General features: G+C 61.4%; 21 protein-coding genes. 12 read left to right on the top strand and 9 right to left on the bottom strand.

What is annotated here, in order from left to right; translation table 11 throughout:
- Positions 1-24: 24 nt before the first annotated feature.
- The 4 genes from fmt to hisS form a co-directional block, all read right to left on the bottom strand.
- Positions 25-1,119, bottom strand: a complete 1,095-nt coding sequence (gene fmt, locus AC559A_RS12375; RefSeq protein ID WP_498818152.1) for a methionyl-tRNA formyltransferase — start codon at positions 1,117-1,119, stop codon at positions 25-27.
- The gene (gene def / locus AC559A_RS12380) at positions 1,101-1,604 is read right to left on the bottom strand and encodes a peptide deformylase (protein WP_498818153.1); all 504 of its coding nucleotides are present in this window, start codon (positions 1,602-1,604) and stop codon (positions 1,101-1,103) included. Before def ends, fmt begins: the two co-directional genes overlap by 19 nt.
- Before the next feature lie 9 nt (positions 1,605-1,613).
- A complete protein-coding gene (gene aspS, locus AC559A_RS12385) occupies positions 1,614-3,413 on the bottom strand; it encodes an aspartate--tRNA ligase (protein ID WP_498818154.1) in 1,800 nt (599 codons plus the stop codon).
- Positions 3,414-3,679: 266 nt separating this feature from the next.
- Positions 3,680-4,942, bottom strand: coding sequence for a histidine--tRNA ligase (gene hisS, locus AC559A_RS12390; RefSeq protein ID WP_498818155.1), 1,263 nt, complete (start codon positions 4,940-4,942; stop codon positions 3,680-3,682).
- Between the two features lie 414 nt (positions 4,943-5,356).
- On the opposite strand from hisS, the gene AC559A_RS12395 reads away from it, so the two are divergent.
- The 3 genes from AC559A_RS12395 to AC559A_RS12405 all read left to right on the top strand — a co-directional run bounded on the left by AC559A_RS12395 (position 5,357) and on the right by AC559A_RS12405 (position 8,776).
- Positions 5,357-6,094 (top strand): molybdopterin-guanine dinucleotide biosynthesis protein MobB, encoded by a 738-nt coding sequence (locus AC559A_RS12395; RefSeq protein ID WP_498818156.1) that lies wholly within the window; start codon positions 5,357-5,359, stop codon positions 6,092-6,094.
- Positions 6,091-7,398: a molybdopterin molybdotransferase MoeA gene (locus AC559A_RS12400; protein ID WP_028571318.1), complete on the top strand. Its 1,308-nt coding sequence runs from the start codon at positions 6,091-6,093 to the stop codon at positions 7,396-7,398. Before AC559A_RS12395 ends, AC559A_RS12400 begins: the two co-directional genes overlap by 4 nt.
- A gap of 409 nt (positions 7,399-7,807) precedes the next feature.
- A complete protein-coding gene (locus tag AC559A_RS12405; RefSeq protein ID WP_498818157.1) occupies positions 7,808-8,776 on the top strand; it encodes a carbamate kinase in 969 nt (322 codons plus the stop codon).
- A gap of 104 nt (positions 8,777-8,880) precedes the next feature.
- Here the strand turns inward: AC559A_RS12405 and AC559A_RS12410 are convergent, their stop codons facing one another.
- Genes AC559A_RS12410 through AC559A_RS12420 form a run of 3 tightly spaced genes read right to left on the bottom strand, consistent with a single transcriptional unit; the run spans position 8,881 to position 10,185 of the window.
- Positions 8,881-9,333 (bottom strand): Hsp20/alpha crystallin family protein, encoded by a 453-nt coding sequence (locus AC559A_RS12410; RefSeq protein ID WP_498818158.1) that lies wholly within the window; start codon positions 9,331-9,333, stop codon positions 8,881-8,883.
- Between the two features lie 51 nt (positions 9,334-9,384).
- The gene (locus tag AC559A_RS12415; RefSeq protein WP_498818159.1) at positions 9,385-9,753 is read right to left on the bottom strand and encodes an Hsp20/alpha crystallin family protein; all 369 of its coding nucleotides are present in this window, start codon (positions 9,751-9,753) and stop codon (positions 9,385-9,387) included.
- An 18-nt stretch (positions 9,754-9,771) separates the two neighbouring features.
- The gene (locus AC559A_RS12420; protein WP_498818160.1) at positions 9,772-10,185 is read right to left on the bottom strand and encodes an Hsp20/alpha crystallin family protein; all 414 of its coding nucleotides are present in this window, start codon (positions 10,183-10,185) and stop codon (positions 9,772-9,774) included.
- 233 nt (positions 10,186-10,418) lie between these two features.
- Between AC559A_RS12420 and AC559A_RS12425 the strand changes: the two genes are divergently transcribed.
- A complete protein-coding gene (locus tag AC559A_RS12425; protein WP_498818161.1) occupies positions 10,419-10,970 on the top strand; it encodes a class I SAM-dependent methyltransferase in 552 nt (183 codons plus the stop codon).
- Between the two features lie 15 nt (positions 10,971-10,985).
- On the opposite strand, the gene tmk is transcribed toward AC559A_RS12425, so the two are convergent.
- A complete protein-coding gene (gene tmk, locus AC559A_RS12430) occupies positions 10,986-11,633 on the bottom strand; it encodes a dTMP kinase (protein ID WP_498818162.1) in 648 nt (215 codons plus the stop codon).
- A 648-nt stretch (positions 11,634-12,281) separates the two neighbouring features.
- On the opposite strand from tmk, the gene AC559A_RS12435 reads away from it, so the two are divergent.
- The gene (locus AC559A_RS12435) at positions 12,282-12,968 is read left to right on the top strand and encodes a hypothetical protein (protein WP_498818163.1); all 687 of its coding nucleotides are present in this window, start codon (positions 12,282-12,284) and stop codon (positions 12,966-12,968) included.
- A gap of 113 nt (positions 12,969-13,081) precedes the next feature.
- On the opposite strand, the gene AC559A_RS12440 is transcribed toward AC559A_RS12435, so the two are convergent.
- Positions 13,082-14,164 carry a 3'-5' exoribonuclease YhaM family protein gene (locus AC559A_RS12440; protein WP_498818164.1) on the bottom strand — a complete coding sequence of 361 codons (1,083 nt, stop codon included), beginning with the start codon at positions 14,162-14,164 and terminating at the stop codon, positions 13,082-13,084.
- Between the two features lie 68 nt (positions 14,165-14,232).
- Between AC559A_RS12440 and AC559A_RS12445 the strand changes: the two genes are divergently transcribed.
- The 7 genes from AC559A_RS12445 to larE all read left to right on the top strand — a co-directional run bounded on the left by AC559A_RS12445 (position 14,233) and on the right by larE (position 20,079).
- On the top strand, positions 14,233-14,562 hold the full coding sequence (locus AC559A_RS12445; protein ID WP_498818165.1) for a 4Fe-4S dicluster domain-containing protein: 330 nt from the start codon (positions 14,233-14,235) through the stop codon (positions 14,560-14,562).
- Positions 14,546-15,709: a 2-oxoacid:acceptor oxidoreductase subunit alpha gene (locus AC559A_RS12450; RefSeq protein ID WP_028571326.1), complete on the top strand. Its 1,164-nt coding sequence runs from the start codon at positions 14,546-14,548 to the stop codon at positions 15,707-15,709. The genes AC559A_RS12445 and AC559A_RS12450 overlap by 17 nt, the downstream gene beginning before the upstream one ends.
- Positions 15,710-15,727: 18 nt before the next feature.
- Positions 15,728-16,564 carry a 2-oxoacid:ferredoxin oxidoreductase subunit beta gene (locus tag AC559A_RS12455; RefSeq protein WP_028571327.1) on the top strand — a complete coding sequence of 279 codons (837 nt, stop codon included), beginning with the start codon at positions 15,728-15,730 and terminating at the stop codon, positions 16,562-16,564.
- Positions 16,561-17,145 carry a 2-oxoacid:acceptor oxidoreductase family protein gene (locus AC559A_RS12460; protein ID WP_498818166.1) on the top strand — a complete coding sequence of 195 codons (585 nt, stop codon included), beginning with the start codon at positions 16,561-16,563 and terminating at the stop codon, positions 17,143-17,145. Before AC559A_RS12455 ends, AC559A_RS12460 begins: the two co-directional genes overlap by 4 nt.
- Positions 17,130-17,900 (top strand): 5'/3'-nucleotidase SurE, encoded by a 771-nt coding sequence (gene surE / locus AC559A_RS12465; RefSeq protein ID WP_498818167.1) that lies wholly within the window; start codon positions 17,130-17,132, stop codon positions 17,898-17,900. Before AC559A_RS12460 ends, surE begins: the two co-directional genes overlap by 16 nt.
- A 170-nt stretch (positions 17,901-18,070) precedes the next feature.
- Complete coding sequence (locus AC559A_RS12470; protein WP_498818168.1) at positions 18,071-19,246, top strand: homocysteine biosynthesis protein; 1,176 nt, start codon at positions 18,071-18,073, stop codon at positions 19,244-19,246.
- The gene (gene larE / locus AC559A_RS12475) at positions 19,243-20,079 is read left to right on the top strand and encodes an ATP-dependent sacrificial sulfur transferase LarE (RefSeq protein WP_498818169.1); all 837 of its coding nucleotides are present in this window, start codon (positions 19,243-19,245) and stop codon (positions 20,077-20,079) included. The genes AC559A_RS12470 and larE overlap by 4 nt, the downstream gene beginning before the upstream one ends.
- Positions 20,080-20,119: the final 40 nt, after the last annotated feature.

Raw genomic sequence — 20,119 nt, forward strand, 5'->3', positions numbered from 1 at the left:
CCGGCTCAAGCGGCTTCAGGGACATCAGGACTCCTCGGGCGGGGGACAGACCGGCTCGTCCGGCCCCAGGCAAAGGTTGTCACCGGGACGGAATCGGCGCAGGTAGCCGCAGCAAAAGGCCTGGGCGTCCATGCGCTTGGCGTCGGAAGGATGGACGTGGCGGACCAGATAGGCCTTGTCCCGGCAGGCGATGGCCAGCATGTCGCCCTGCATGCCGATGAACGAGCCGGGGGCGGGCTTGTCGCCCTCAAGAAGTTCGCCGACGTGGCCGGGATGCACGGCGATCTTTCGCCTGGTCTGGTTGTCTTCGGGCAGAAAGAAATAGGCTCCGGGCCAGGGATGCATGGCTCGGACGTGGTCATGAACGACCCGGGCCGGCTGGTTCCAGTCGATCAGCCCCATGTCCTTGGTCAGCCGGGGGGCGTAGGAGGCCAGGGAGTGATCCTGTTCCACGGCGATCAGCGTACCGGCCCGGTGCCGGGCCAGGGTTTCCAGCAGCAGTCTGCCGCCCTGGGCGGCCAGGTTGTCGTGCAGGGTCTGGGCCGTGTCGTTGATGTCGATGCCCATGGCCCGCTGCAAGAGGATCGGCCCGGTATCCATGCCCTTGGCCATGCGCATGATGGTGATTCCGGTGACCGGGTCCCCGGCCAGCAGCGCGGCCTGGATGGGCGAGGCCCCCCGGTAGCGTGGCAGCAGGGAGGCATGGACGTTCAGGCAGCCGTGTCTGGGCAGGTTCAGTACTGTTTCTGGAAAGATCAGCCCGTAGGCCGCGACGATGAAGAAGTCCGCCTGAAAGGCTTCCAGCTCCGCGACCATGGCCGGATCCTTGAGGGTTTCCGGCTGCAGGACCGGGTAGCCCTTGGTCAGGGCCAGTTCCTTGACCGCGGAGGGTTTGCAGGCCCGGCCTCGGCCGCAGGGGCGGTCCGGCTGGGTGACCACGGCCAGGATGCGGAGTTGTTGATCCGTGCCCAGATCGTCCAATATCCGGGCGGCAAAGGGCGGGGTGCCGAAATACACCACTCGCAACGGGTCGCCGGAATTGGGTGACGTCCCGGTGGGAGGAACGGATGAGGAAATGGGCCCGGGAATGATCGGGCGCGTCAACGTTTTTTGAGCCATTTTTTCAACTTCTGCTCGTAGAGCGAGCGTTTCAGGCGGCTGATCTTGTCGATGAAGAGCACGCCGTCCAGGTGGTCCAGTTCGTGCTGGAGGCAGATGGCCAGCATGCCGTCCACTTCCAGGTCCACGGGTTGGCCGTCCAGGTTCAGGGCCTGCAACCGGATGCGCTCGGCCCGCTGGACCTTGCTCCGGTAATTCATCACGCTCAGGCATCCTTCGCTGGATTCCACCTGGCCCTGGGTCTCCACGATCCGGGGGTTGACGAAAACCAGCGGCTCCTCGCGCTTGTCCGGACCGCTCGCGTCCACCACGATCAACCGGCACGACTCGCCCACCTGGGGTGCGGCCAAGCCGAGGCCCTCCTTGTTGTACATGGTTTCCAGCATGTCCTCGGCCAGTTGGCAAATCTCCGGGGTGACGGTCTCGATTTCAGCCGCGGTCTTGGACAGAATCGGGTCCGGGTAGGTCAGTACGGGGCGAATCATCAGCCGAACCTACTTTACCGCTTCCCGGGCTTTCAATCCCAACTCGCGCAACTGGACGTTGGACACGGGCGAAGGGGCCTGGGTCATCAGGCACGAGGCCTTCTGGGTTTTGGGGAAGGCGATCACGTCCCGGATGGAGGCCGACCCGGTCATCAGCATCACCAGCCGGTCCAGGCCAAAAGCGATCCCGGCATGGGGCGGGGCGCCGAATTCCAGGGCCTTGAGCAGAAAGCCGAACTGCCTGCGGGCCTCTTCCTCGTTGATTCCCAGGGCAGCGAACATCCGCTCCTGCAGGGTCGCGGAATGGATGCGCACGGATCCGCCGCCGATCTCGTAGCCGTTCAGGCACAGGTCGTAGGCCTTGGCCAGGGCCTCTCCGGGCTGGTTCACCATGAGTTCTTCATGGCCGTCCTGGGGGCTGGTGAAGGGATGGTGCCGGGCCACCCAGCGCTGGGCGTCCGGGTCGTGCTCCAGGAGCGGAAAGTCCGTAATCCAGACCGGTTGAAAGCTGGTTTCATCCACCAGGTTGAACCGCTGGGCCAGCTCCAGGCGCAAATTGCCCAGGGCCGCGTTGACCACGTCCGGGGAGGCGGCCTGGAAAAAGACGATGTCGCCTTCCTTCAGCCCCAGGGCCGCGGTCAGCCCGGCCCGCTCCTCCTGCGAGAGGAACTTGGCGATGGGTGACTGCCACTCGTCGGCCTTGATCTTGATCCAGGCCAAACCCTGAGCCCCATAAATCTTCACGAATTCGGTCAACTGGTCGATGTCGTTGCGGGACAGGGTCGATCCTCCGGGCAGGACCAGGGCCTTGACCAGCTTGGCCGATGCGAACAGTTTGAACTGGGAGCCGTGGACGATGTCCGTCACGTCATGCAGCAGCAGGTCGAAGCGGATGTCCGGCTTGTCCACCCCGTAGGCGCCCATGGCCTGGTCGTAGGTCAGGCGGGGGAACGGGTCGGGCAGGTCGATGTCCATGGACTGCTTGAACACCTGGCGAATCATCCGCTCGGCCAGATCCATGACCTGGGCCTGATCCACGAAGGACAGCTCCAGGTCGATCTGGGTGAACTCCGGCTGGCGGTCGGCGCGCAGGTCCTCGTCGCGGAAACAGCGCACGATCTGATAATAGCGGTCCATGCCCGCGACCATGAACAATTGCTTGAAGAGCTGCGGCGATTGGGGCAGGGCATAGAACGAGCCCGGATTCATGCGGCTGGGGACCAGGAAATCCCGTGCGCCCTCGGGGGTGCTTTTGGTCAGGATCGGGGTTTCCAGCTCCAGGAAGCCTTCCCGGTTCAGAAAATTCCGGAAGGCCTGGGTGGCCTTATGCCGCAGAATCAGGTTGCGGGTGCACTGGGGACGGCGCAGATCCAGATAGCGGTACTCCAGGCGGGTGGACTCGGTGACCTCCACCCGATCCTCAATGGGAAAGGGTGGAGTCTTGGCGCTGTTGAGCAGCTTCCAGGAACGCACCTCCACTTCCACGTCCCCGGTGGGCAGACCCGGATTGCGCATCCCTTCGGGCCGGGCGCGAACCACGCCTTGAATGGCCAGGACGTACTCGGAGCGCAGCACGTGCGCCCGGGCATGGGCCTCGGCGTTGATCTCCGGGTTGAACACCACCTGGGTCCGGCCGTGCAGGTCGCGCAGGTCGATGAAGATCAGCCCGCCGTGGTCCCGGCGAAACTGGACCCAGCCCATCAGACAGACCTCTTGGTCCGTGTCGTCAATCCGCAGTTGGGAGCAATGATGGCTGCGCCGCCAGTCGCCCAGGGCCTCGCATTCGCGCTGTGATGTGGTTTCGGTCATGGGGTGAAAATCCTTACAGAAGAATGTGACAAGTAAAAGGTGCAGTCCGATCAAAAAAACACGTGTAAGGAGCAAGAAATGTGTAATTACTCAGCACATTATGTGTCCGCTCCTGTTCCGGCAATCGGTGTCGGGGTCGCTATCGGTATCGGAATCGAAACAGAAAAAAATTGAGCGCATCCCCGCATTTTCGATCCCGATCCCGATCCCGATTCCGACCCCGGCAACAGCAGCGACGCGGCAATTGGGAGTTTTTCAACGGACTGCTACGCGCCGCCCGCCATCCGGTTCAACAGGTTCGCCGGAAGATCCGCTTCGGACACGACATATTGCTCGCCGTCGCGCATGTCCTTGACCGCCACGGTGCACTGAGCCGCCCCGTCCTCGTCCAGCATCAGCGCGAAGCGGGCTCCGGCCTTGTTCGCGGAGCGCATCTGGCTTTTCAGGCTGCGGAAGGCGTAAGGGAACTCCACGGAAAAACGTTGACCGCGCAGAACCTGGGCGATCTCCAGGGCTTTTTCCAAAAGGGGGTCGGCATGCACGGCAATGTACACGTCCACTCCCGGATCCGGCTGCTCCGGGGCCAGCATGGCCAGGCGCTCCAGGCCGCAGGCAAAGCCGATGCCCGGCACGTCCGGGCCGCCGAGCTGTTTGACCAGGCCGTCGTAGCGCCCGCCGCCGGCCACCGAAGACTGCGCGCCGATGTCCGTGGAAACCACTTCAAAGGTCGTGCGCTGGTAGTAGTCCAGGCCGCGGACCAGCAGGGGATTGAGCGTGACCTGGAGCCGGGAGCGGCCCAGCAGGTCCAGCACGGCGTCGAAATGCGCCCGGCAGGCGTCGCAGTTATGGTCCGTGATTACCGGCGCGCCCGTGGTCAAGGCCTTGCATCCGGGAACCTTGCAGTCCAGGACGCGCAATGGATTGGTGGTTATCCGACGCTGGCAGTCCTCGCACAGGCCCGCCTGGTCCACGTCCCGGAGGTAATCCTCCAGGGCGGCCCGAAACGTCGGTCGGCAGGCGGCGCAGCCCAGGCTGTTGAGCTGGTACTCCAGGCCGGTCAGGCCGATTTCCGAGAGAAAACGGTGGAGCATGAACAGCATGTCTACGTCCACGAGATGGGACGCTGATCCCAGAATTTCGACGTTGATCTGATGAAACTGGCGCTGGCGGCCCATTTGCGGACGCTCGTAGCGGAACATGGGGCCCAGGGTGAAGAACTTGAGCACCTCGTCCTGGCGCAACAGCTTGTGCTGGATGCAGGCCCGCAGTACCCCGGCGGTGGCCTCGGGCCGCAGCGTCATGGAGCGGCCTTTGCGGTCCGGAAAGGAGTACATCTCCTTCTGAACCACGTCGGTCTCGTCGCCGATGCCCCGCACGAAGAGTTCCGTGTACTCGATGATCGGCGTGCGCAATTCCCGACAGCCGTATCCGGCAAAGACATCCCGGGCCGTGGCTTCTATGGAGGTGAACAGGTCGCTTTTCGGCGGAAAGAGGTCCACGAATCCTTTGCCGCTTTGTATCATGGTCATCGTTTTTCCTTGAGGGGTGGGAACAACAAAAGCAGGCCGCAATGGGCCTGGAGTGATGGGCGGACCTTGGTCGAACCCGTCACCAGCGTCTCAAAAAGCGAAACTGAATTTTTTAGCGCAATCAAGGTAGCCTGTCAAAAACGCGTCAATCGACTTGCGGAGCAAACCCGTTCTCTTGGAAATCGAAATCGGAATTGGATAATCCCGTGTAACTTACTTCGGTTAGACCATCTTCATTGACTGACATTCGATTTCGATCACGATTTCGATTTCGATTCCGATTCAGATAGCGGGGTTGAGAACTCATCTGCCCGCCATTGGCTCCTTTGCCCGTAAAACCGTTTCTGCTATCCTCGACGAATGCAAGCACACAAGGATTAGCAGAAAAGAGACAAACCATAAGGAGACGCCAACATGACCACGCGAGCCATGGGCTTCGTCGGTTTTCATAAATCCGGCAAAACAACCTTGGTGACCCAGGTGGCGCAGCGTTTGCGCGACCAGGGGCACCGGGTGGGGATCATCAAAAGCAGCCATCATCCCTTTGACCTGGGAGCGACGGACACGGGCAAGCTGGCCGGGACCGGATGCCCCGTGGCCGGGATCAACCCGGACCAGACCATGCTCGTGCTGCCCAATTCCATGCCGGTCATGTCCACCTGGTCCCTGCTGGACGCGGACATTCTTCTGGTGGAAGGCGGAAAAAAGCTGAGCTTCCTGCCCCGGATCGTCTTGCCGCGAACCGAGCCGGGGTCCACGGATGATCCCGCGGCCCTGGCCGACGGCCTGGCCCTGGCCGCCTGGGAGCAGGAAGAAGCCACGGGCCTGCCCGTCTGCTCAACTGTTGACGAGGTCGCGGATTTGGTGCTCCAGCGCGGGTTCCTGCTTCCGGCTCTGGACTGCGGTGCCTGCGGACGGGAAGACTGCGCGGAGCTGGCCCGGGACGTGGTGGCCGGAAGGGCCTCTCCCGATGATTGCAAGGCCGTTGAGGACGCCTTTTCCGTGCGCGTGAACGGCGTGCCTCTGGGCATGAATCCTTTCGTGGCCAGGATCATGGCCTCGACCCTGCGGGGCATGTTGTGTCAGCTCAAAGGCTATGCGCCCGGAGCCATTGACGTGCATCTCGGCCCAGCTTCCGGAGGAACGTCATGAAGGAGTCGTTTTTTCAGGTCGTTTCCATTGCCCGGTTTGTCGAGACCCTGAAGACCTTTTCCCGTACCGCGACCCTGGAGCGGGAAATCGCCGGAGCTTTCGGCATGGTCCTGGCCGAACCCGTGGTTGCGGCGGAGGATCTGCCCTTGATGCACCGCTCCTGCATGGACGGTTACGCGGTGCGGGCCGCGGACACCTTCGGAGCCTCGGAGTCCAACCCCACCTACCTGGATCTGGCCTTTGCCGTGGCCATCGAAACCCCGTCCGATGCGGCCCTGGAGCCGGGAACCTGCGCCCGGATCACCACCGGCGGGAGTCTGCCCCAGGGCGCGGACGCCGTGGTCATGGTCGAACAGACCCTGGAAATGGGCGGACAGGGAACGCCAGAGGCTGTTGGCGGGGAGGCCGCGGGCGGGCTGGGCGGCACGACCATCGAGATTCATAAATCTCTGTCTCCCTGGGACAACGTGATGCTCCGCGGGGAGGACGTCCAGGCCGGGGAGACGCTGCTTCAGCCCGGCACGCGCCTGGACGGGGCCCGGATCGGCCTGCTGGCGGCCCTGGGGTATTCGCGGGTTCGGGTACATGCCCCGGTCACCGTGGGCATCCTTTCCACCGGCGACGAAGTGGTGGCCGTGGACCAGCCGGTACGACCCGGGCTGGTCCGGGACGTCAATTCCCACACCCTCGCGGCCCTGGCCGAAGCCGCCGGAGCCAGAGCCGTTCGCCTCGGGCTGGTCCGGGACGATCTGCAAGCCTTGGCCTCGGCCCTGGAAAAGGGGCTGGAGGAGTGCGACGTGGTTCTGGTGTCCGGCGGCAGTTCCGTGGGTACCCGTGATCATTCCCTGGAAGCCCTGGAACGGCTGCCCGGCGGGGAAATCCTGGCCCACGGCGTGGCCATGAGCCCCGGCAAGCCGACAATTCTGGCCCGGGCGGAGACGGATACCGGCCTCAAGGCCGTTCTCGGTCTGCCCGGGCAGGTGGCCAGCGCCCAGGTGGTGATGCAGGTTCTGGTTCTGCCTTTCCTGGCACATCTCCAGGGCCTGAATCACGCCTTCGACCCCGGCCCCCTGGAGACAGTCCCGGCCCGCTTGTCCCGCAACGTGGCCTCCCGGCAGGGCCGTACGGACTTTGTCCGGGTCGCCCTGAGCCGGGACACGGACGGCGGCCTCGTGGCCACTCCGGTCCTGGGCAAATCCGGTCTGCTGAAGACCCTGCTCCAGGCCCAGGGGCTGATGGAGATTCCGGAGAACCGGGAAGGGTTCACCGCCGGAACCGAGGTCATGGTCCGGCCGTTGGTTTGAGGCTTGATTCGACCGACCGCGATGCAGTCGCGGTTTTTTGGGATGGTTCAATTCAAAAAAGGGAAAAAGAGTGACATTTTTCCGGGCACCATCGTTAATTTGCCCAATTTCTTTTTTCAAAACTGAACCGCCCGCTTTGCTAAAGACGCCAAGGACTCCAAGGTAAAATTTTGGAAAGCAGGGAAAAAGCTGCTTTCCAAAACATAGCCCCTCCCTGTCGGGAGGAATCAACAGCGTCGATAGGCGGCGAGTCTTTTGGCTTCCGCATCTTTCCAGCGGAAGGCAAAAATCTCTTCTTGGCGACCTTCGCGCCCTGAGCGAAGCGGGCGGTTTATCTCTGGAAGTGTCAACAGATGCTGAACCATCCCCGGTTTTTTCACCCTGTTCGCGAAACCAAAGAGCAACACGCATGTCGAATTCCAATCCGGTGGTCATTGCCGTGGGCGGCAACTCCCTGATCAGTGCAAAGGAAAAGGTCACGGTGGAGGATCAGTACGAGGCCATCCGGGAGACCGTGCGTCACGTCGCCGACGTCATCGAAGCGGGCCGCCAGGTCTGCGTGACCCACGGCAACGGGCCCCAGGTGGGCTTTATCCTGCGGCGCTCGGAGATCGCCCGAAAGGTGGCCGGGATGCATCCCGTGCCGCTGGCTTCCTGCGTGGCGGACACCCAGGGCGCCATCGGCTGGCAGATCCAGCAGGCCTTGTCCAACGAGCTGCGCCGTCGCGGCCTGGGAGCGACCCATCGCGGCATGGCCGTGAGCGTGGTCACCCAGGTTCTGGTGGATGTGGACGATCCGGGTTTCGTCGATCCGGACAAGTTCGTGGGTGAAGTTTACCAGGAGGCGGACCTGCCTGTTTTGCGCGAGGAGTATCCGCACTGGGTGCTCAAGCCGGACCGGGGCCGAGGATGGCGGCGGGTCGTGCCCAGCCCCAGGCCGCTGGAGATCATTGAACTGCCCGTGATCCGCTCCCTGCTGGAACAGGGCTTCAACGTGGTTGCCGTGGGAGGCGGAGGCGTGCCGGTGGTTCGCGGCGACGACGGAGAGCTGCGCGGTGTGGCCGCGGTCATCGACAAGGACCTGGCCACCGGCCTGCTGGCCACGACCCTGGGCGCGGACTTACTGGTGGTTTCCACGGCCGTGCCCAAGGTCAGCCTCAACTACGGCACTCCGGATCAAACGGACCTAGCCGACGTGACAGCCCAGGAGATGCGCACCTACCTGGCCCAGGGTCACTTTCCTCCCGGAAGCATGGGGCCGAAGATCGCGGCGGCCATCGACTTTCTCGCCAAGGGGGGCAAGGAGGTGATCATCACCTGTCCGGACAATCTGAAGAACGCTCTGGAGTCCGGGGGCGGGACGCGCATCACCCCGTAAGGGCTTCTCGGGACGCTCTTTTCAAGTGCGCCGAAAGAAAAAGCCCTCGCCGGGGAATCCCGGCGAGGGCTTTTTGGTTGACTGAAAGGGGCCGGAAAGCGGGCTCAGCTTTCGATGGAAATGCGTTTGGTCTGGGCCTTTTCGCTTTTGGGCAGGGTGACTTTCAACACGCCGTTCTTGAACTTGGCCGTGACCTTGTCGGACTGGATTTCCGCCGGCAAGGGGATGGAGCGGCTGAAGCTGCCGTAGGAGCATTCCCGGTGTACGGCGTTTTTCTTCTTCTCCTCTCGTTCCTCTTTCTTCACGCCGCGCAGAACCAGATAGTTGTTTTCAACGTGCAGCTCCACGTCCTCCGCCGCCAAGCCCGGCAGTTCGGCATTGACCAGCACGGCCTGTTCGGTTTCGGAGACGTCCACGGCGGGCATCATTTTTCCAAACGATTCCCTGGCCGGAAACGGAGACGAAAAATATGGCTCCATCATGCTGAACAAATCCGGTTGTCGCGCACTCTCGACGTTGCCTTTGGGCCGCAACACGGGAAAGAAGCGATTCAACATGGAAAACACCTCCTCATGCGATCATCTCTGAAGTATTGCCGTTGTTCGAAGTTATTCCAACTCAACCTGGATCTTTCGGGGCAGGGCTTGTTCCGCCTTGGGCAGGTGCAGTTCCAGGACCCCGTTTTTCAAGGTGGCCTTGATCCTTTCTCGGTCCACGATGTGCGACAGGGTGAAGGCCCGGGTGTATTCCACATTGCCGAATTCCACGTGAATCCGGTTCTCGTTGGTCACCCCCTGGTAGGCGGACTTGCCGCCGATACGCAGTTCGTCGTCCGAGAGGTCGATGACCAGGTCCTCCTTGCGCACCCCGGGCATATCCACATAGATGAAGAATCCGTCGCCGGTCTCCAGGATGTCGGTGGCCGGCTTCATCCTCGGCAAGCCCTTGGCTTCGGTTTGGGCGATATTTTTGTTCATGGTTCTCCTCCTGTGATGCTAGTTCATGTCGATGGAAATCTTGCGGGGCTTAGTGTCCTCGGATTTAGGCAGCCGAATTTCCAGGAGACCGTTCTTGGCCACGGCCTTGACCTTATCCACGTCCACCGGGGCGTTGATGTTCACCACACGCTGAAAGTTTCCCGTGGGGCGCTCCTGGCGGAAGTACTTGCCTTTTTCGATCTTCCGCTCGCCCTTGATCATCAGGGTCGAATCCGTAAAGGTCAGGTCGATGTCCTCCACGTTCACTCCGGGAATTTCGCAACGTACGTACAGAGCTTCCGCGTCCTCGCTGATGTTCAGCGGAGGGTAGGCGACCCTGCGCTGGCTGATGTTCAACGGGCCCCACAGCTCGTTGAAGACCCTGTCGAAATTGTCCATGCCGCCGTAGAAGGGACTCATGTCGATAACCATACTATCCTCCTTATACAAAATTGGTGTTGGTGTTGCCTTACGGTCCTTTAACTAAACATGGGGAAGAGGCAGTCAAGATAATGACGAAAAAATATTTGGCCAAAAATAATAAATTATTTTTTGGTGTTGTAGGTATTCGCGTGTCCTGCTTCGCTACGGATATGGAGTGCGTCCGGCACATCCCGCGGCTGAGCGCGGGGCAAGAAATCGTAGACTGAAGAAAAGGAGGCGCGATGGGTCACGAAGGACGACAGAGCCAGGCATCCGAACTGCTTCAATCCTGGGCGCGGCTGCTTGACCCGAACCACATCCCCGGGCCGGTCCTGGACCTGGCCTGCGGCGACGGGCGCAACGGGATATATGCGGCCCGACACGGCCTGGAGGTGATTTGCTGCGACCGGTCCCGACCTGCGTTGAGGCAGGCGCGGCGGGAGGCCGGGGCTCGGGGCGTCCGGATCAGGTTGTGGTGGACGGACCTGGAGGCAGAGGGCAGAGCACCGTTGCCGGAAAACACATTCGGCGCGGTGCTGGTCTTCCGCTACCTGCACAGGCCGTTGATCCCGGAAATCCGTGGGGCCGTGCGCCCTGGTGGATATGTGATCTATGAAACCTTCACCGTGGACCATCCCAAATTCGGCCCCCCACGCAACCCGGACCATCTGCTCAAACCGGGAGAGTTGGAGGAGTGGTTCAGAGATTGGGAGGTGCTGCATCGGTTCGAGGGCGTCCTGACCGACCCGGACCGGGCCATGGCCCGGCTCGTGGCCCGGAAACCGAGCGCCTGACGTCACTTCCGATGCTTACTGTTGCTCGATGATTTCCAGCCTGGAGCACACGGTCGGCCAAACCCGCCCAAATACTTCTTCCGGCTCGCCGTCCGCCGGAATCACCACGTAGCGGCCCGGGTTCTCCGCGGCCAAGGCTAGGTAGCCGTCCCGGATGCGTTGGTGAAAGGCCGTTTCTTCGGCCTCGAATCGGCCCTCGCTCTCGGTTTGGCCTTGATCCTCGTTGCGGGATCGGGCCCGGGCCAGTCCGGTTTCCACGGGCAGATCCAGGATCAAGGTTAAATCCGGCCAGCAGCCGTCCACGGCCACGGTGTTCAGCCGGTGGATCAGGGATACGTCCAGGCCTCGCCCGTAACCCTGGTAGGCCAAGGTGGAGTCCGTGAATCGGTCGCAGAGCACCACCGTGCCCGCGGCCAAAGCCGGGCGGATCACCTCGGCCACATGCTGGGCCCGGTCGGCGAGATACAGGAACAACTCGCTTAACGGCGTCAGCCCTTCCCCCTCCCGCCCAAGCAACAAGCTTCGCAACCGGACGCCTAAATCGCAGCCTCCCGGCTGCCGCGTCCAGAGCGCCGAAACGCCCCGAAGCTGGAGATGGTCGAGCACCATCCGACTCTGCGTACTCTTTCCGCAGCCTTCGATACCTTCGAACGTGATGAACATGCTTTATCCGGAAGACGTTTGAAATATGAGTGAAGGACGTTGAAACAGCGAAGAAACGGTCAAAATGATCAGCATGGAGTAACCATGGATCGCGGAAACATTGACAATCAAGCGAGTACTTCGCGGGGGTGACCGATGACCGCACCCGATATCTCTCCAGGGCCGCAATAGCGGAAATGAGCATGATCGGCTACTGCTTTCCGTTGCGGCCATTCTCCGGCCTTTGCAGAATAGTGGACTGATCATCCCGGATCGGTTAGCTGTCCGTTGAAATACTTCCAGGCGTTCTACTGCTGCTTTCCAGACTTGGACCTAGGCACGAGGGCCGAGGACGCGACCAGTCACCACGGGCAGATCGACATGACCGTGTTGTTCGAGAAACATGCCTCCATTTTCGAGTTCAAAGTCACGGACCTTGAAATAGCCCCCGGCGACCCTTGCCCAGATTAAGGCTAAGGGTTACGCGGAAAATACTGGGATCAAACCGACGCCGGGTATCTGATCGGCGTGGAATTCGAGCGGGAAGAGCGGAACATTGTCGGATGAGTGGGAACCAAGCCCAAACCGCGTATTCAGAATGGTGAGTCGATAAGGGGTACAGCATTGGACATGCCAAAAGAGCTTAGACGGTCGAGGAGAGAGAATGGTTTGAGCATCCGCTATCTCGCGCAGGGCCTAGTGAATGACCTCGTGTTGCCAGATCAGTGTGGGCTCAACAAGCTGATGTCTCGTGCGCGAGACGGCCAGGAAAAGCAGCCCCTAAGTTTTCCAAACGGGAAGCGGTGGCACTACTGGTTTCTTTTTCATCTGGAAGATTTTGGTAGCGATGATAAGTCGGAGCTGGACCTGCTTCTATGGTATGGAGATATTCTATACTGTGTGGAAGTGAAGGCTTTTACAAATCCTAATGCGACAAACGTCAAGCGAGAAATCGTTAGGAACTATGTAAAGCTCAAGGACTTGGTAGGGAAAGGACTATACTTTGACCCCATGCTGGATATTGTCCCTGTGCTTCTCTACTCGAATCCCGTCCATCTTAAAAACAATCCTAGCGCCGAAAAATATAAGTATTTTGTTGAAGGCTATCTAACCAGAAAAGGTGTAAATCATAGATATGCTATGAATTATTGGCAAAATATTCATGAGCAAACTGCTCCCGAAATAGACAGGAAGATGCTCTATCTCACTTGGGATGATGTGTACTTTGCAGCGTTGGAAGCTGGCCTTAATGGGATGGCTGCAGAGTTGGCAACACGAAAGGACGAGGTTCAGTTCGTCCCCCTTGTAACGCCAGGGATCGAAGAGCAGTCTAGAAGCAGGATGCCGACGATCTAGCCTGCTAATACTGCGAAAGCACCTTGGACTCTCTAGAAGCCCTCCACGTGTGGGACATTTGAATGGTCGTCAGGGGCGGCCTCTTTACTGGCGGATCAAATTACCGCCACCCCTCACCCCTCCCCATTTTCACTCACATCCGCATACGTCGGCCGCAATTCATGCAGAAAGCTGCGAACGCCGGGGCGTTCCGTCCGACTAGTCGCTGACGGGCGTTTGGCTTCCGGTTTGGGGGTGCGTTCCGGGCGGTAGAATTGGCGTTCCATGCTGCGTTGGTAGGGGGTCCAGGTGGTTTCCTCAGGGAGGGCTTCCACCAGCACGGAGGTCATGTTTACCTTGGCGTCCAGGTTGTCGGCGTAATGCAGGATCAGGGCTTCGGAGGTTTTGGGGAGGCTGGGGGAGCCGTATTCGTAGGTTCCGTGGTGGCTGGCCAGCAGGTGTTTGAGGTGCAGCTTCAAGCCCGTGGTAAGGTCGTCGTTTTTGGCCAGGAACGGTTCGAGCACTTCCAGACCCAGCAGGATATGGCCCAGCAGCCGTCCGGGGTCGGTGTACTCGCGTTGGATTCCGGCATCCAGTTCCCAGGCCTTGCCCAGGTCGTGGAACACCGCGCCCACCAGCAGGACTTGCCGATCCACCTCCGGATACTGGTCGCTGATGGCCAGGCTCAGGCGGCAGACCGACAGGGTGTGTTCCAGCAGGCCGCCGATGTAGGCGTGGTGCATGGACTTGGCGCCCGGTGCGAGCAGGAGACGGGAGCGGATTTCGGGGTTTTGGAGGACCTTGCGGCAGAATTTGCGCCACGGGGCGTGATGCAGCTCCCGTTTGCACAGTTCCTCCATCTCCAGGAGCATTTCATCCGGTTCCCGGACGCTGCGCGGCAGGAACAGCGACCAGTCGATCTGGTCCCGGGGGGCCGCGACGGTTTCCAGTTGCTCGATGCGGAATTGGAGCTGGTCCCGGAACAGGTCCGCGCTTCCGGCGACCCGAACCACTTCACCCACGGGCAGTTCCGGATAATTCTGACTGACCGGACTCCATATCTTTCCATCCACGGCCCCGCGGGCGTCCTGCAACCGCACCTGCCAGTACGGGCCGTTGCGGGCCTGGCCCTGCCTGGCCTCCACCAGGACGAATACCTCGTCGATCCGCGTTCCGGGCTGAATGTCCGGAATGAACATTTTTTTTTGCACGGCCATGTTGAAATCCTCTGTCGGTTGCGCTAAGGCCAACCTTCCGTCTCTCGCGCAAAAGACGGATCGTGTTCGTGGAAGTGCGGCTCGCCCGCACTCATGTCGCCTTTCCGGTTGCGCACGGCGACGATCTTCCCAGCACATGTAGCGTGATTATGGCCAAAAAGAAAGAACAAGCGGTGGTTTCCATCTATCCTGACTGGTGCAAGGGGTGCGGCGTCTGCGTGGCCTTCTGTCCCGGTCATGTCTTGGAACTGGGACCGGACGGCAAAGCCAGGGTCATTGAGGGCGCATCTTGCCGGAACTGCGGGTTTTGCGAGTACCACTGTCCGGATTTCGCCATTGTGGTGAAGATGAAACGCAGCACAGCCAACAAAGAAGTCGACCATGCCCACGAAGGTTAAGAAAAATCAGCGCAAGGAAGAGCGGGCCATTTTCGCTCTGGGCAACGAGGCCGTGGTGGAGGGGGCCCTGCTGGCCGGGTGTTCCTTTTTTGCCGGATACCCCATTACGCCGTCCACGGAAATCGCCGAAATCATGGCCGAACGCCTGCCCGGAATCCCGGAAGGGGTGTTCATCCAGATGGAGGATGAAATCGCCAGCCTGGGAGCGGTGATCGGCGCGTCCCTGGCCGGTCGCAAATCCATGACCGCCACGTCGGGGCCGGGATTTTCCCTGATGCAGGAACACATCGGCTACGCTTCCATGACCGAGACGCCGCTGGTGATCGTCAACGTGATGCGCGGGGGGCCGAGCACCGGGATGCCCACCAGTCCGGCCCAGGGCGACGTGCAGCAGGCCCGCTGGGGCACCCACGGCGACCATCCGATCATCGTCCTTTCAGCCAGCGACGTGCAGGAGTGTCTGGACATGACCGTGCGGGCCTTCAACCTGTCCGAAAAGTACCGCTCGCCCGTCATTCTTCTGCTGGACGAGATCACGGCCCATACCCGTGAAAAAATTCATATCCCCGACCGGGAGACCTACGAAATTTTTTCCCGGATCAAGCCGACCATGCCGCCGGAATGGTTCGTGCCCTACGAGGAATCCATGCGCGGGGTCCCGCCCATGCCGGCTTTGGGAGATGGCTACCGGTTCCACGTCACCGGCCTGACCCACGACGTCAACGGGTATCCCACTTCCCGGCCCGACGAAGTGGAAAAGCTGATGCAGCGGTTGTTCCGTAAAATCGATCAATTTTTCTACGACATCCAGATCGTTGAGGAGACGGCCTGCGAGGACGCCGAGGTGGCGGTGATCGCCTATGGCTGCGTGGCCCGCTCCGCCCATTTGGCCGTGCTGCAGGCCAGGGAAAAGGGCATCAAGGCCGGCCTGCTCAAGCTGAAGACCCTGTTCCCCTTCCCAAGGCCGGCCGTGGACCGGATAATCCGGCAATGCCGGACCGTCATCGTCCCGGAACTGAACATGGGCCAGATGTCCCGGGAAGTGAAGCGCGTGAACGACGGTCACAGCCGGATCCGCACCTTGAACCGAATCGACGGGCAGATCATCACTCCGGCGGAGATTCTCAAACTGCTCCAAAAAGCGTAGCAGACAGGAAACACAATCATGGCAGAAGTTACCCAACTGATTCATCACTATCTGCGGCACAACAAGCGTTTCCCGCATGTCTTGTGCCCCGGATGCGGTCACGGGATCGTGCTCGGCTCCCTGGTGCGCTGCGTGCATCAGCTCGGCCTGTCCAAGGACGAAGTGGTGCTGGTGGCCGGGATCGGCTGTTCCGGGCGGATCGCGGTCTATGTTGACTTCAACACCGTGCACACCACCCACGGCCGGGCCCTGACCTTCGCCACCGGGATCAAAATGGCCAACCCGAAGCTGAAGGTCATCGCGGTGATGGGCGACGGAGATGCGCTGTCCATCGGCGGCAATCACTTCCTGCACGCGGCCCGGCGCAACATCGGCGTGACCGCCCTGATCCTGAACAACAACATCTACGGGATGACCGGCGGCCAGAGTTCCTCCACCACGGCGGAGAACTGCTATTCCACCACCAGCCCCTACGGGCAGCAGGAGCAGTCCTTCGACATCGTCAATCTGGCCAAGGCCGCCGGGGCGCCCTACGTGGCCCGAAGCACCGTGCTGCACGTCAAACTGCTGGACCGGATTCTGACCACGGCCTTGGAACGGCCCGGGTTCAACCTGGTGGAGGTGCTCACCCCCTGCCACACCCAGTTCGGGCGCAAGAACAAGTTCAAGACCAACGTGGACATGTACCAGTGGTACAAGAAGAACGCCACGCCCATTGAAGCCTTGGACAAGCTGTCCGAGGCGGAGCGGGCCAAACGCACGCCCATCGGGATTTTCGTCGAAGAGAACCGGCCCTCCTTGGAGGAACGCCATGCCGCGATCAAGGCCCGCTTGACGGACGGAGCGCCATCATGAAGAACCCTCAAGAAATCCAACGCTTTGAGCTGCGGCTTTCCGGCCTGGGCGGACAGGGGATTCTGACCCTGGGCAAGGTGCTGGGCGCCGGACTGGCCCTGGAAGAAGGCTACTTCGTGGCCCAGACCCAGAGTTATGGTCCCGAGGCCCGGGGCGGCGCCAGCCGCTCGGACCTGGTGATCAGCTCCCAGCCCATCAGCTACCCCAAGCCGGAACAACTGGACCTGCTGGTGGCCCTGAGCCAGGAAGCCTGTAACCAGTATTACCGGCACCTCAAGCCGGGCGGCTTTTTGCTGGTGGACGACTCCCTGGTCAAGCAGACCCCGACCAACATCTACTGGGGCCTGCCCTTCACCACCCTGGCCAAGGACAAGCTGGGCATGGTCCAGGCCGCGAACATGGTCCTGCTGGGGGCCCTGGCCCATCTGGTGCCCTTCATCCTGCCCAGGGCCATGAAAAAGGGGCTGGAAACCAGCTTGAATCCTCGATTCCTGGAATCCAATCTCAAGGCGTTTCAGCTCGGCTTGACCCAGGCCAAAAAGAAATATCCCGACGTGCAGTCCCAATGGACATCCTCCTAACCAACGACGACGGGATCTACGCCCTGGGGCTGCGGGCCATGTACCGGGCTCTGTGCCGGGCCGGGCATACCGTGCACGTGGTCGCCCCGCTGACCGAGCAATCCGCGGTGGGGCACGCCATCACCCTAAGCCTGCCCTTGAAGATCAAGCACCTCCGGGAGCCGGACTTTCAGGGCGTCGGGGTATCCGGAACACCGGTGGACTGCGCCAAGCTGGCCCTGAGTTCGCTGCTGGACGCGCCGCCGGACGTCCTGATTTCCGGCATCAACAACGGGGCCAACGTGGGCGTGGACATCCTCTATTCCGGCACGGTCTCCGCGGCCACGGAAGGGGCCCTGGCCGGGATGCCTTCCCTGGCCGTATCCATGGACAACTTCCATCCCGCGAACCTGGACGACCAGGCGGATTACACGGTGCGCTTGGTTCAGGACATCGACTGGGCCGCGCTGCCCCCTCGCTGCCTGCTGAACCTGAACTTTCCGGACCGGGATTTGCGCGAGGTCCTGGGGCTGCGTTGCTGTCCCCAAACCCAGGCCGTGTACCACGACAAGCACGACCATCGGGTTGACCCGCGCGGCGTGGGCTATTACTGGCTGCACGGCGAAATCCCGGCTGACGAGGTCGGTCACGACACGGATCGCGGCCTGCTCAGCCAGGGTTATATCACCCTGACCCCGCTGCGTTTCGATTTCACGGACTACAAGACCATGGAACATCTGCAGCGCACCTTGCAGAAAACAGCCAAGCCTACCTGAGAGGAATCCTGCTCGTCTCAGCCGGTCACGGCTTGCTCGTGCTCGGAATCGATTGCTTCCCCGAGCTTTTGTGGAGCTTTTCGATTTCGATTGCGATTTCGAACACCGTGGTGAGGACGAGATCCCTGAAGCTTACGCTGACCCCCTGAACCGTTGAACCACATAATCTCATGAGCGAACCAAAGAAAGTCAAGAAAACCATCCGGGAGATCAACGACCGGATCAGCAAGGGCAAGGCCGTGGTGCTCACGGCCAGGGAAATGATCGACGCCGTGAAATCCATGGGCAAGGTCAAGGCGGCCCGGGAAGTGGACGTTGTCACCACGGGCACCTTTTCCCCCATGTGTTCCTCGGGCCTGCTCTTCAACATGGGCCAGCCCGAGCCGCCGCTGATCAAGGCATCCAAGGTCTGGCTGAACGATGTTCCGGCCTACGGCGGACTGGCCGCGGTGGACGCGTATCTCGGGGTCACCGAGCCCGCGGAGGACGATCCGCTGAACAAGGTATTTCCGGGGCGGTTCAAGTACGGCGGCGGCCATGTGATCGAGGATCTGCTCCGGGGCGAGAAGGTCCGGTTGCGCGCGACGGGCTACGGAACGGACTGTTATCCCCGCAGAACCCTGGAACGGGAATACGCCCTGGGGGACTTTCGCAGCGCGGACCTGCTCAACCCCCGCAACGCCTACCAGAACTACAACTGCGCGGTGAACTTCGGCGATAAGGTCATCTACACCTACATGGGGCCGATCAAGCCGCGCTGCGCCAACGCCAACTACGCCACCTCCGGGGCTCTGAGCCCGCTGTTCAACGATCCGTATTTCCGGACCATCGGCCTGGGCACGAAAATTTTTCTCGGTGGTGGAACGGGCTGGGTGATCGGAGCCGGAACCCAGCATAATCCCAAGCCGCAACGCACCGAACGCGGCCTGCCCCTGACTCCCTCCGGGACACTGATGGTCAAGGGCGACCTCAAGGGCATGCAGGCCCGCTATCTGCGCGGGATCAGCTTTCTGGGCTACGGCTGCTCCCTGAACGTCGGCCTGGGCATTCCCATCCCGATCCTGGATGAGGAAATGGCCTGGTTCACCGGGGTCAGCGACGCGGACATCATGGTTCCCGTGGTGGACTACGGCCACGACTACCCCAACGGCGTGGCCCGAAACCACGGGCATGTCAGCTACGCCGAGCTACGCTCCGGAACCATTCGCGTGGGCGACCGGGATACGGCCACCGTGCCCCTGACCAGCTACACGCTGTCCCTGGAAATCGCCCAGACCCTCAAGCAGTGGATCGAAAAAGACGGCTTCACCCTTGGCGAGGCCCAGGAGAAAATTCCCGCCGAGTGACAACGCTCTCGCCCACGATCTCCCCGGCCACCAGGCTTGAAGCCCTGCGCGCCCGCCTGGAGGCCTTGCAGCCGGGCTTGATCGCGGTTTCCGGCGGTGTGGACAGCCGGTTTCTGGTACATGTTTCCCGGCTCTGGAACCTGGAATTTCAGACCGTGCATGCCGCGGGGCCGCATCAGTCGGCCCTGGAGCAGCGTCAGACCATGGCCTTGTTGCGGGCCCAAGACGTGATCCCACGTGTCATCCGGTTCGACCCGCTCTCTCAGCCCGAAGTCCGCGATAATTCCCGCCTGCGGTGCTATTGGTGCAAGAAGGCGCTGTTTTCGATATTTCAGGAGATGGCCGCCGCTGAATCGCCGTGGTCCGTCCTGGACGGGACCCATCTCGACGACTTGACGGCCCACCGGCCCGGCCAAAAGGCGCTGCAGGAACTGGGCGTACACAGCCCGCTGGCCCAGGCGGGCCTGACCAAGGCCGACATTCGCCGAGCCGCGGCGAGGCTCGACCTCGAAGCGCCGGGCCAGCCCTCCCGAGCTTGCCTGTTGACCCGCTTTCCCTATGATCGCCGAGTGACGGTCGCGGACCTGGAAGCGGTGGGGCGGGTGGAAGACGGTCTCTCTGCCCTGGGCTTGAGCCGGTTTCGTTTTCGGGTCACGGGACGGGAACGCAACCTGTTGCAGATTCATCCAGACGAGAGCCATGCATTGCGCGACCAAGAGGAGCACCTGCGAGACCTGATCGTCGGGGCGGGCCTTGGTTCCTTCGAGGTGTCGATCACCCCCCGGCTCTCGGGCTATTTCGACGCCCCCATCGACTCCGGCGCTCATTCCTGACTTCAACCTTTCACTTTTCACCTTCAACCTTCTTACCCCC

Origin of the sequence: Desulfonatronum zhilinae (assembly GCF_900182865.1) — a bacterium.
Classification (GTDB): Bacteria; Desulfobacterota; Desulfovibrionia; order Desulfovibrionales; family Desulfonatronaceae; genus Desulfonatronum; species Desulfonatronum lacustre.

Excerpts from the sequence above, each read along its gene's own strand:
- fmt (WP_498818152.1), bottom strand. The coding sequence starts at position 1,119 with ATGGCTCAAAAAACGTTGACGCGCCCGATCATTCCCGGGCCCATTTCC.
- def (WP_498818153.1), bottom strand. The coding sequence starts at position 1,604 with ATGATTCGCCCCGTACTGACCTACCCGGACCCGATTCTGTCCAAGACC.
- aspS (WP_498818154.1), bottom strand. The coding sequence starts at position 3,413 with ATGACCGAAACCACATCACAGCGCGAATGCGAGGCCCTGGGCGACTGG.
- hisS (WP_498818155.1), bottom strand. The coding sequence starts at position 4,942 with ATGACCATGATACAAAGCGGCAAAGGATTCGTGGACCTCTTTCCGCCG.
- AC559A_RS12395 (WP_498818156.1), top strand. The coding sequence starts at position 5,357 with ATGACCACGCGAGCCATGGGCTTCGTCGGTTTTCATAAATCCGGCAAA.
- AC559A_RS12400 (WP_028571318.1), top strand. The coding sequence starts at position 6,091 with ATGAAGGAGTCGTTTTTTCAGGTCGTTTCCATTGCCCGGTTTGTCGAG.
- AC559A_RS12405 (WP_498818157.1), top strand. The coding sequence starts at position 7,808 with ATGTCGAATTCCAATCCGGTGGTCATTGCCGTGGGCGGCAACTCCCTG.
- AC559A_RS12410 (WP_498818158.1), bottom strand. The coding sequence starts at position 9,333 with ATGTTGAATCGCTTCTTTCCCGTGTTGCGGCCCAAAGGCAACGTCGAG.
- AC559A_RS12415 (WP_498818159.1), bottom strand. The coding sequence starts at position 9,753 with ATGAACAAAAATATCGCCCAAACCGAAGCCAAGGGCTTGCCGAGGATG.
- AC559A_RS12420 (WP_498818160.1), bottom strand. The coding sequence starts at position 10,185 with ATGGTTATCGACATGAGTCCCTTCTACGGCGGCATGGACAATTTCGAC.
- AC559A_RS12425 (WP_498818161.1), top strand. The coding sequence starts at position 10,419 with ATGGGTCACGAAGGACGACAGAGCCAGGCATCCGAACTGCTTCAATCC.
- tmk (WP_498818162.1), bottom strand. The coding sequence starts at position 11,633 with ATGTTCATCACGTTCGAAGGTATCGAAGGCTGCGGAAAGAGTACGCAG.
- AC559A_RS12440 (WP_498818164.1), bottom strand. The coding sequence starts at position 14,164 with ATGGCCGTGCAAAAAAAAATGTTCATTCCGGACATTCAGCCCGGAACG.
- AC559A_RS12450 (WP_028571326.1), top strand. The coding sequence starts at position 14,546 with ATGCCCACGAAGGTTAAGAAAAATCAGCGCAAGGAAGAGCGGGCCATT.
- AC559A_RS12455 (WP_028571327.1), top strand. The coding sequence starts at position 15,728 with ATGGCAGAAGTTACCCAACTGATTCATCACTATCTGCGGCACAACAAG.
- AC559A_RS12460 (WP_498818166.1), top strand. The coding sequence starts at position 16,561 with ATGAAGAACCCTCAAGAAATCCAACGCTTTGAGCTGCGGCTTTCCGGC.
- surE (WP_498818167.1), top strand. The coding sequence starts at position 17,130 with ATGGACATCCTCCTAACCAACGACGACGGGATCTACGCCCTGGGGCTG.
- AC559A_RS12470 (WP_498818168.1), top strand. The coding sequence starts at position 18,071 with ATGAGCGAACCAAAGAAAGTCAAGAAAACCATCCGGGAGATCAACGAC.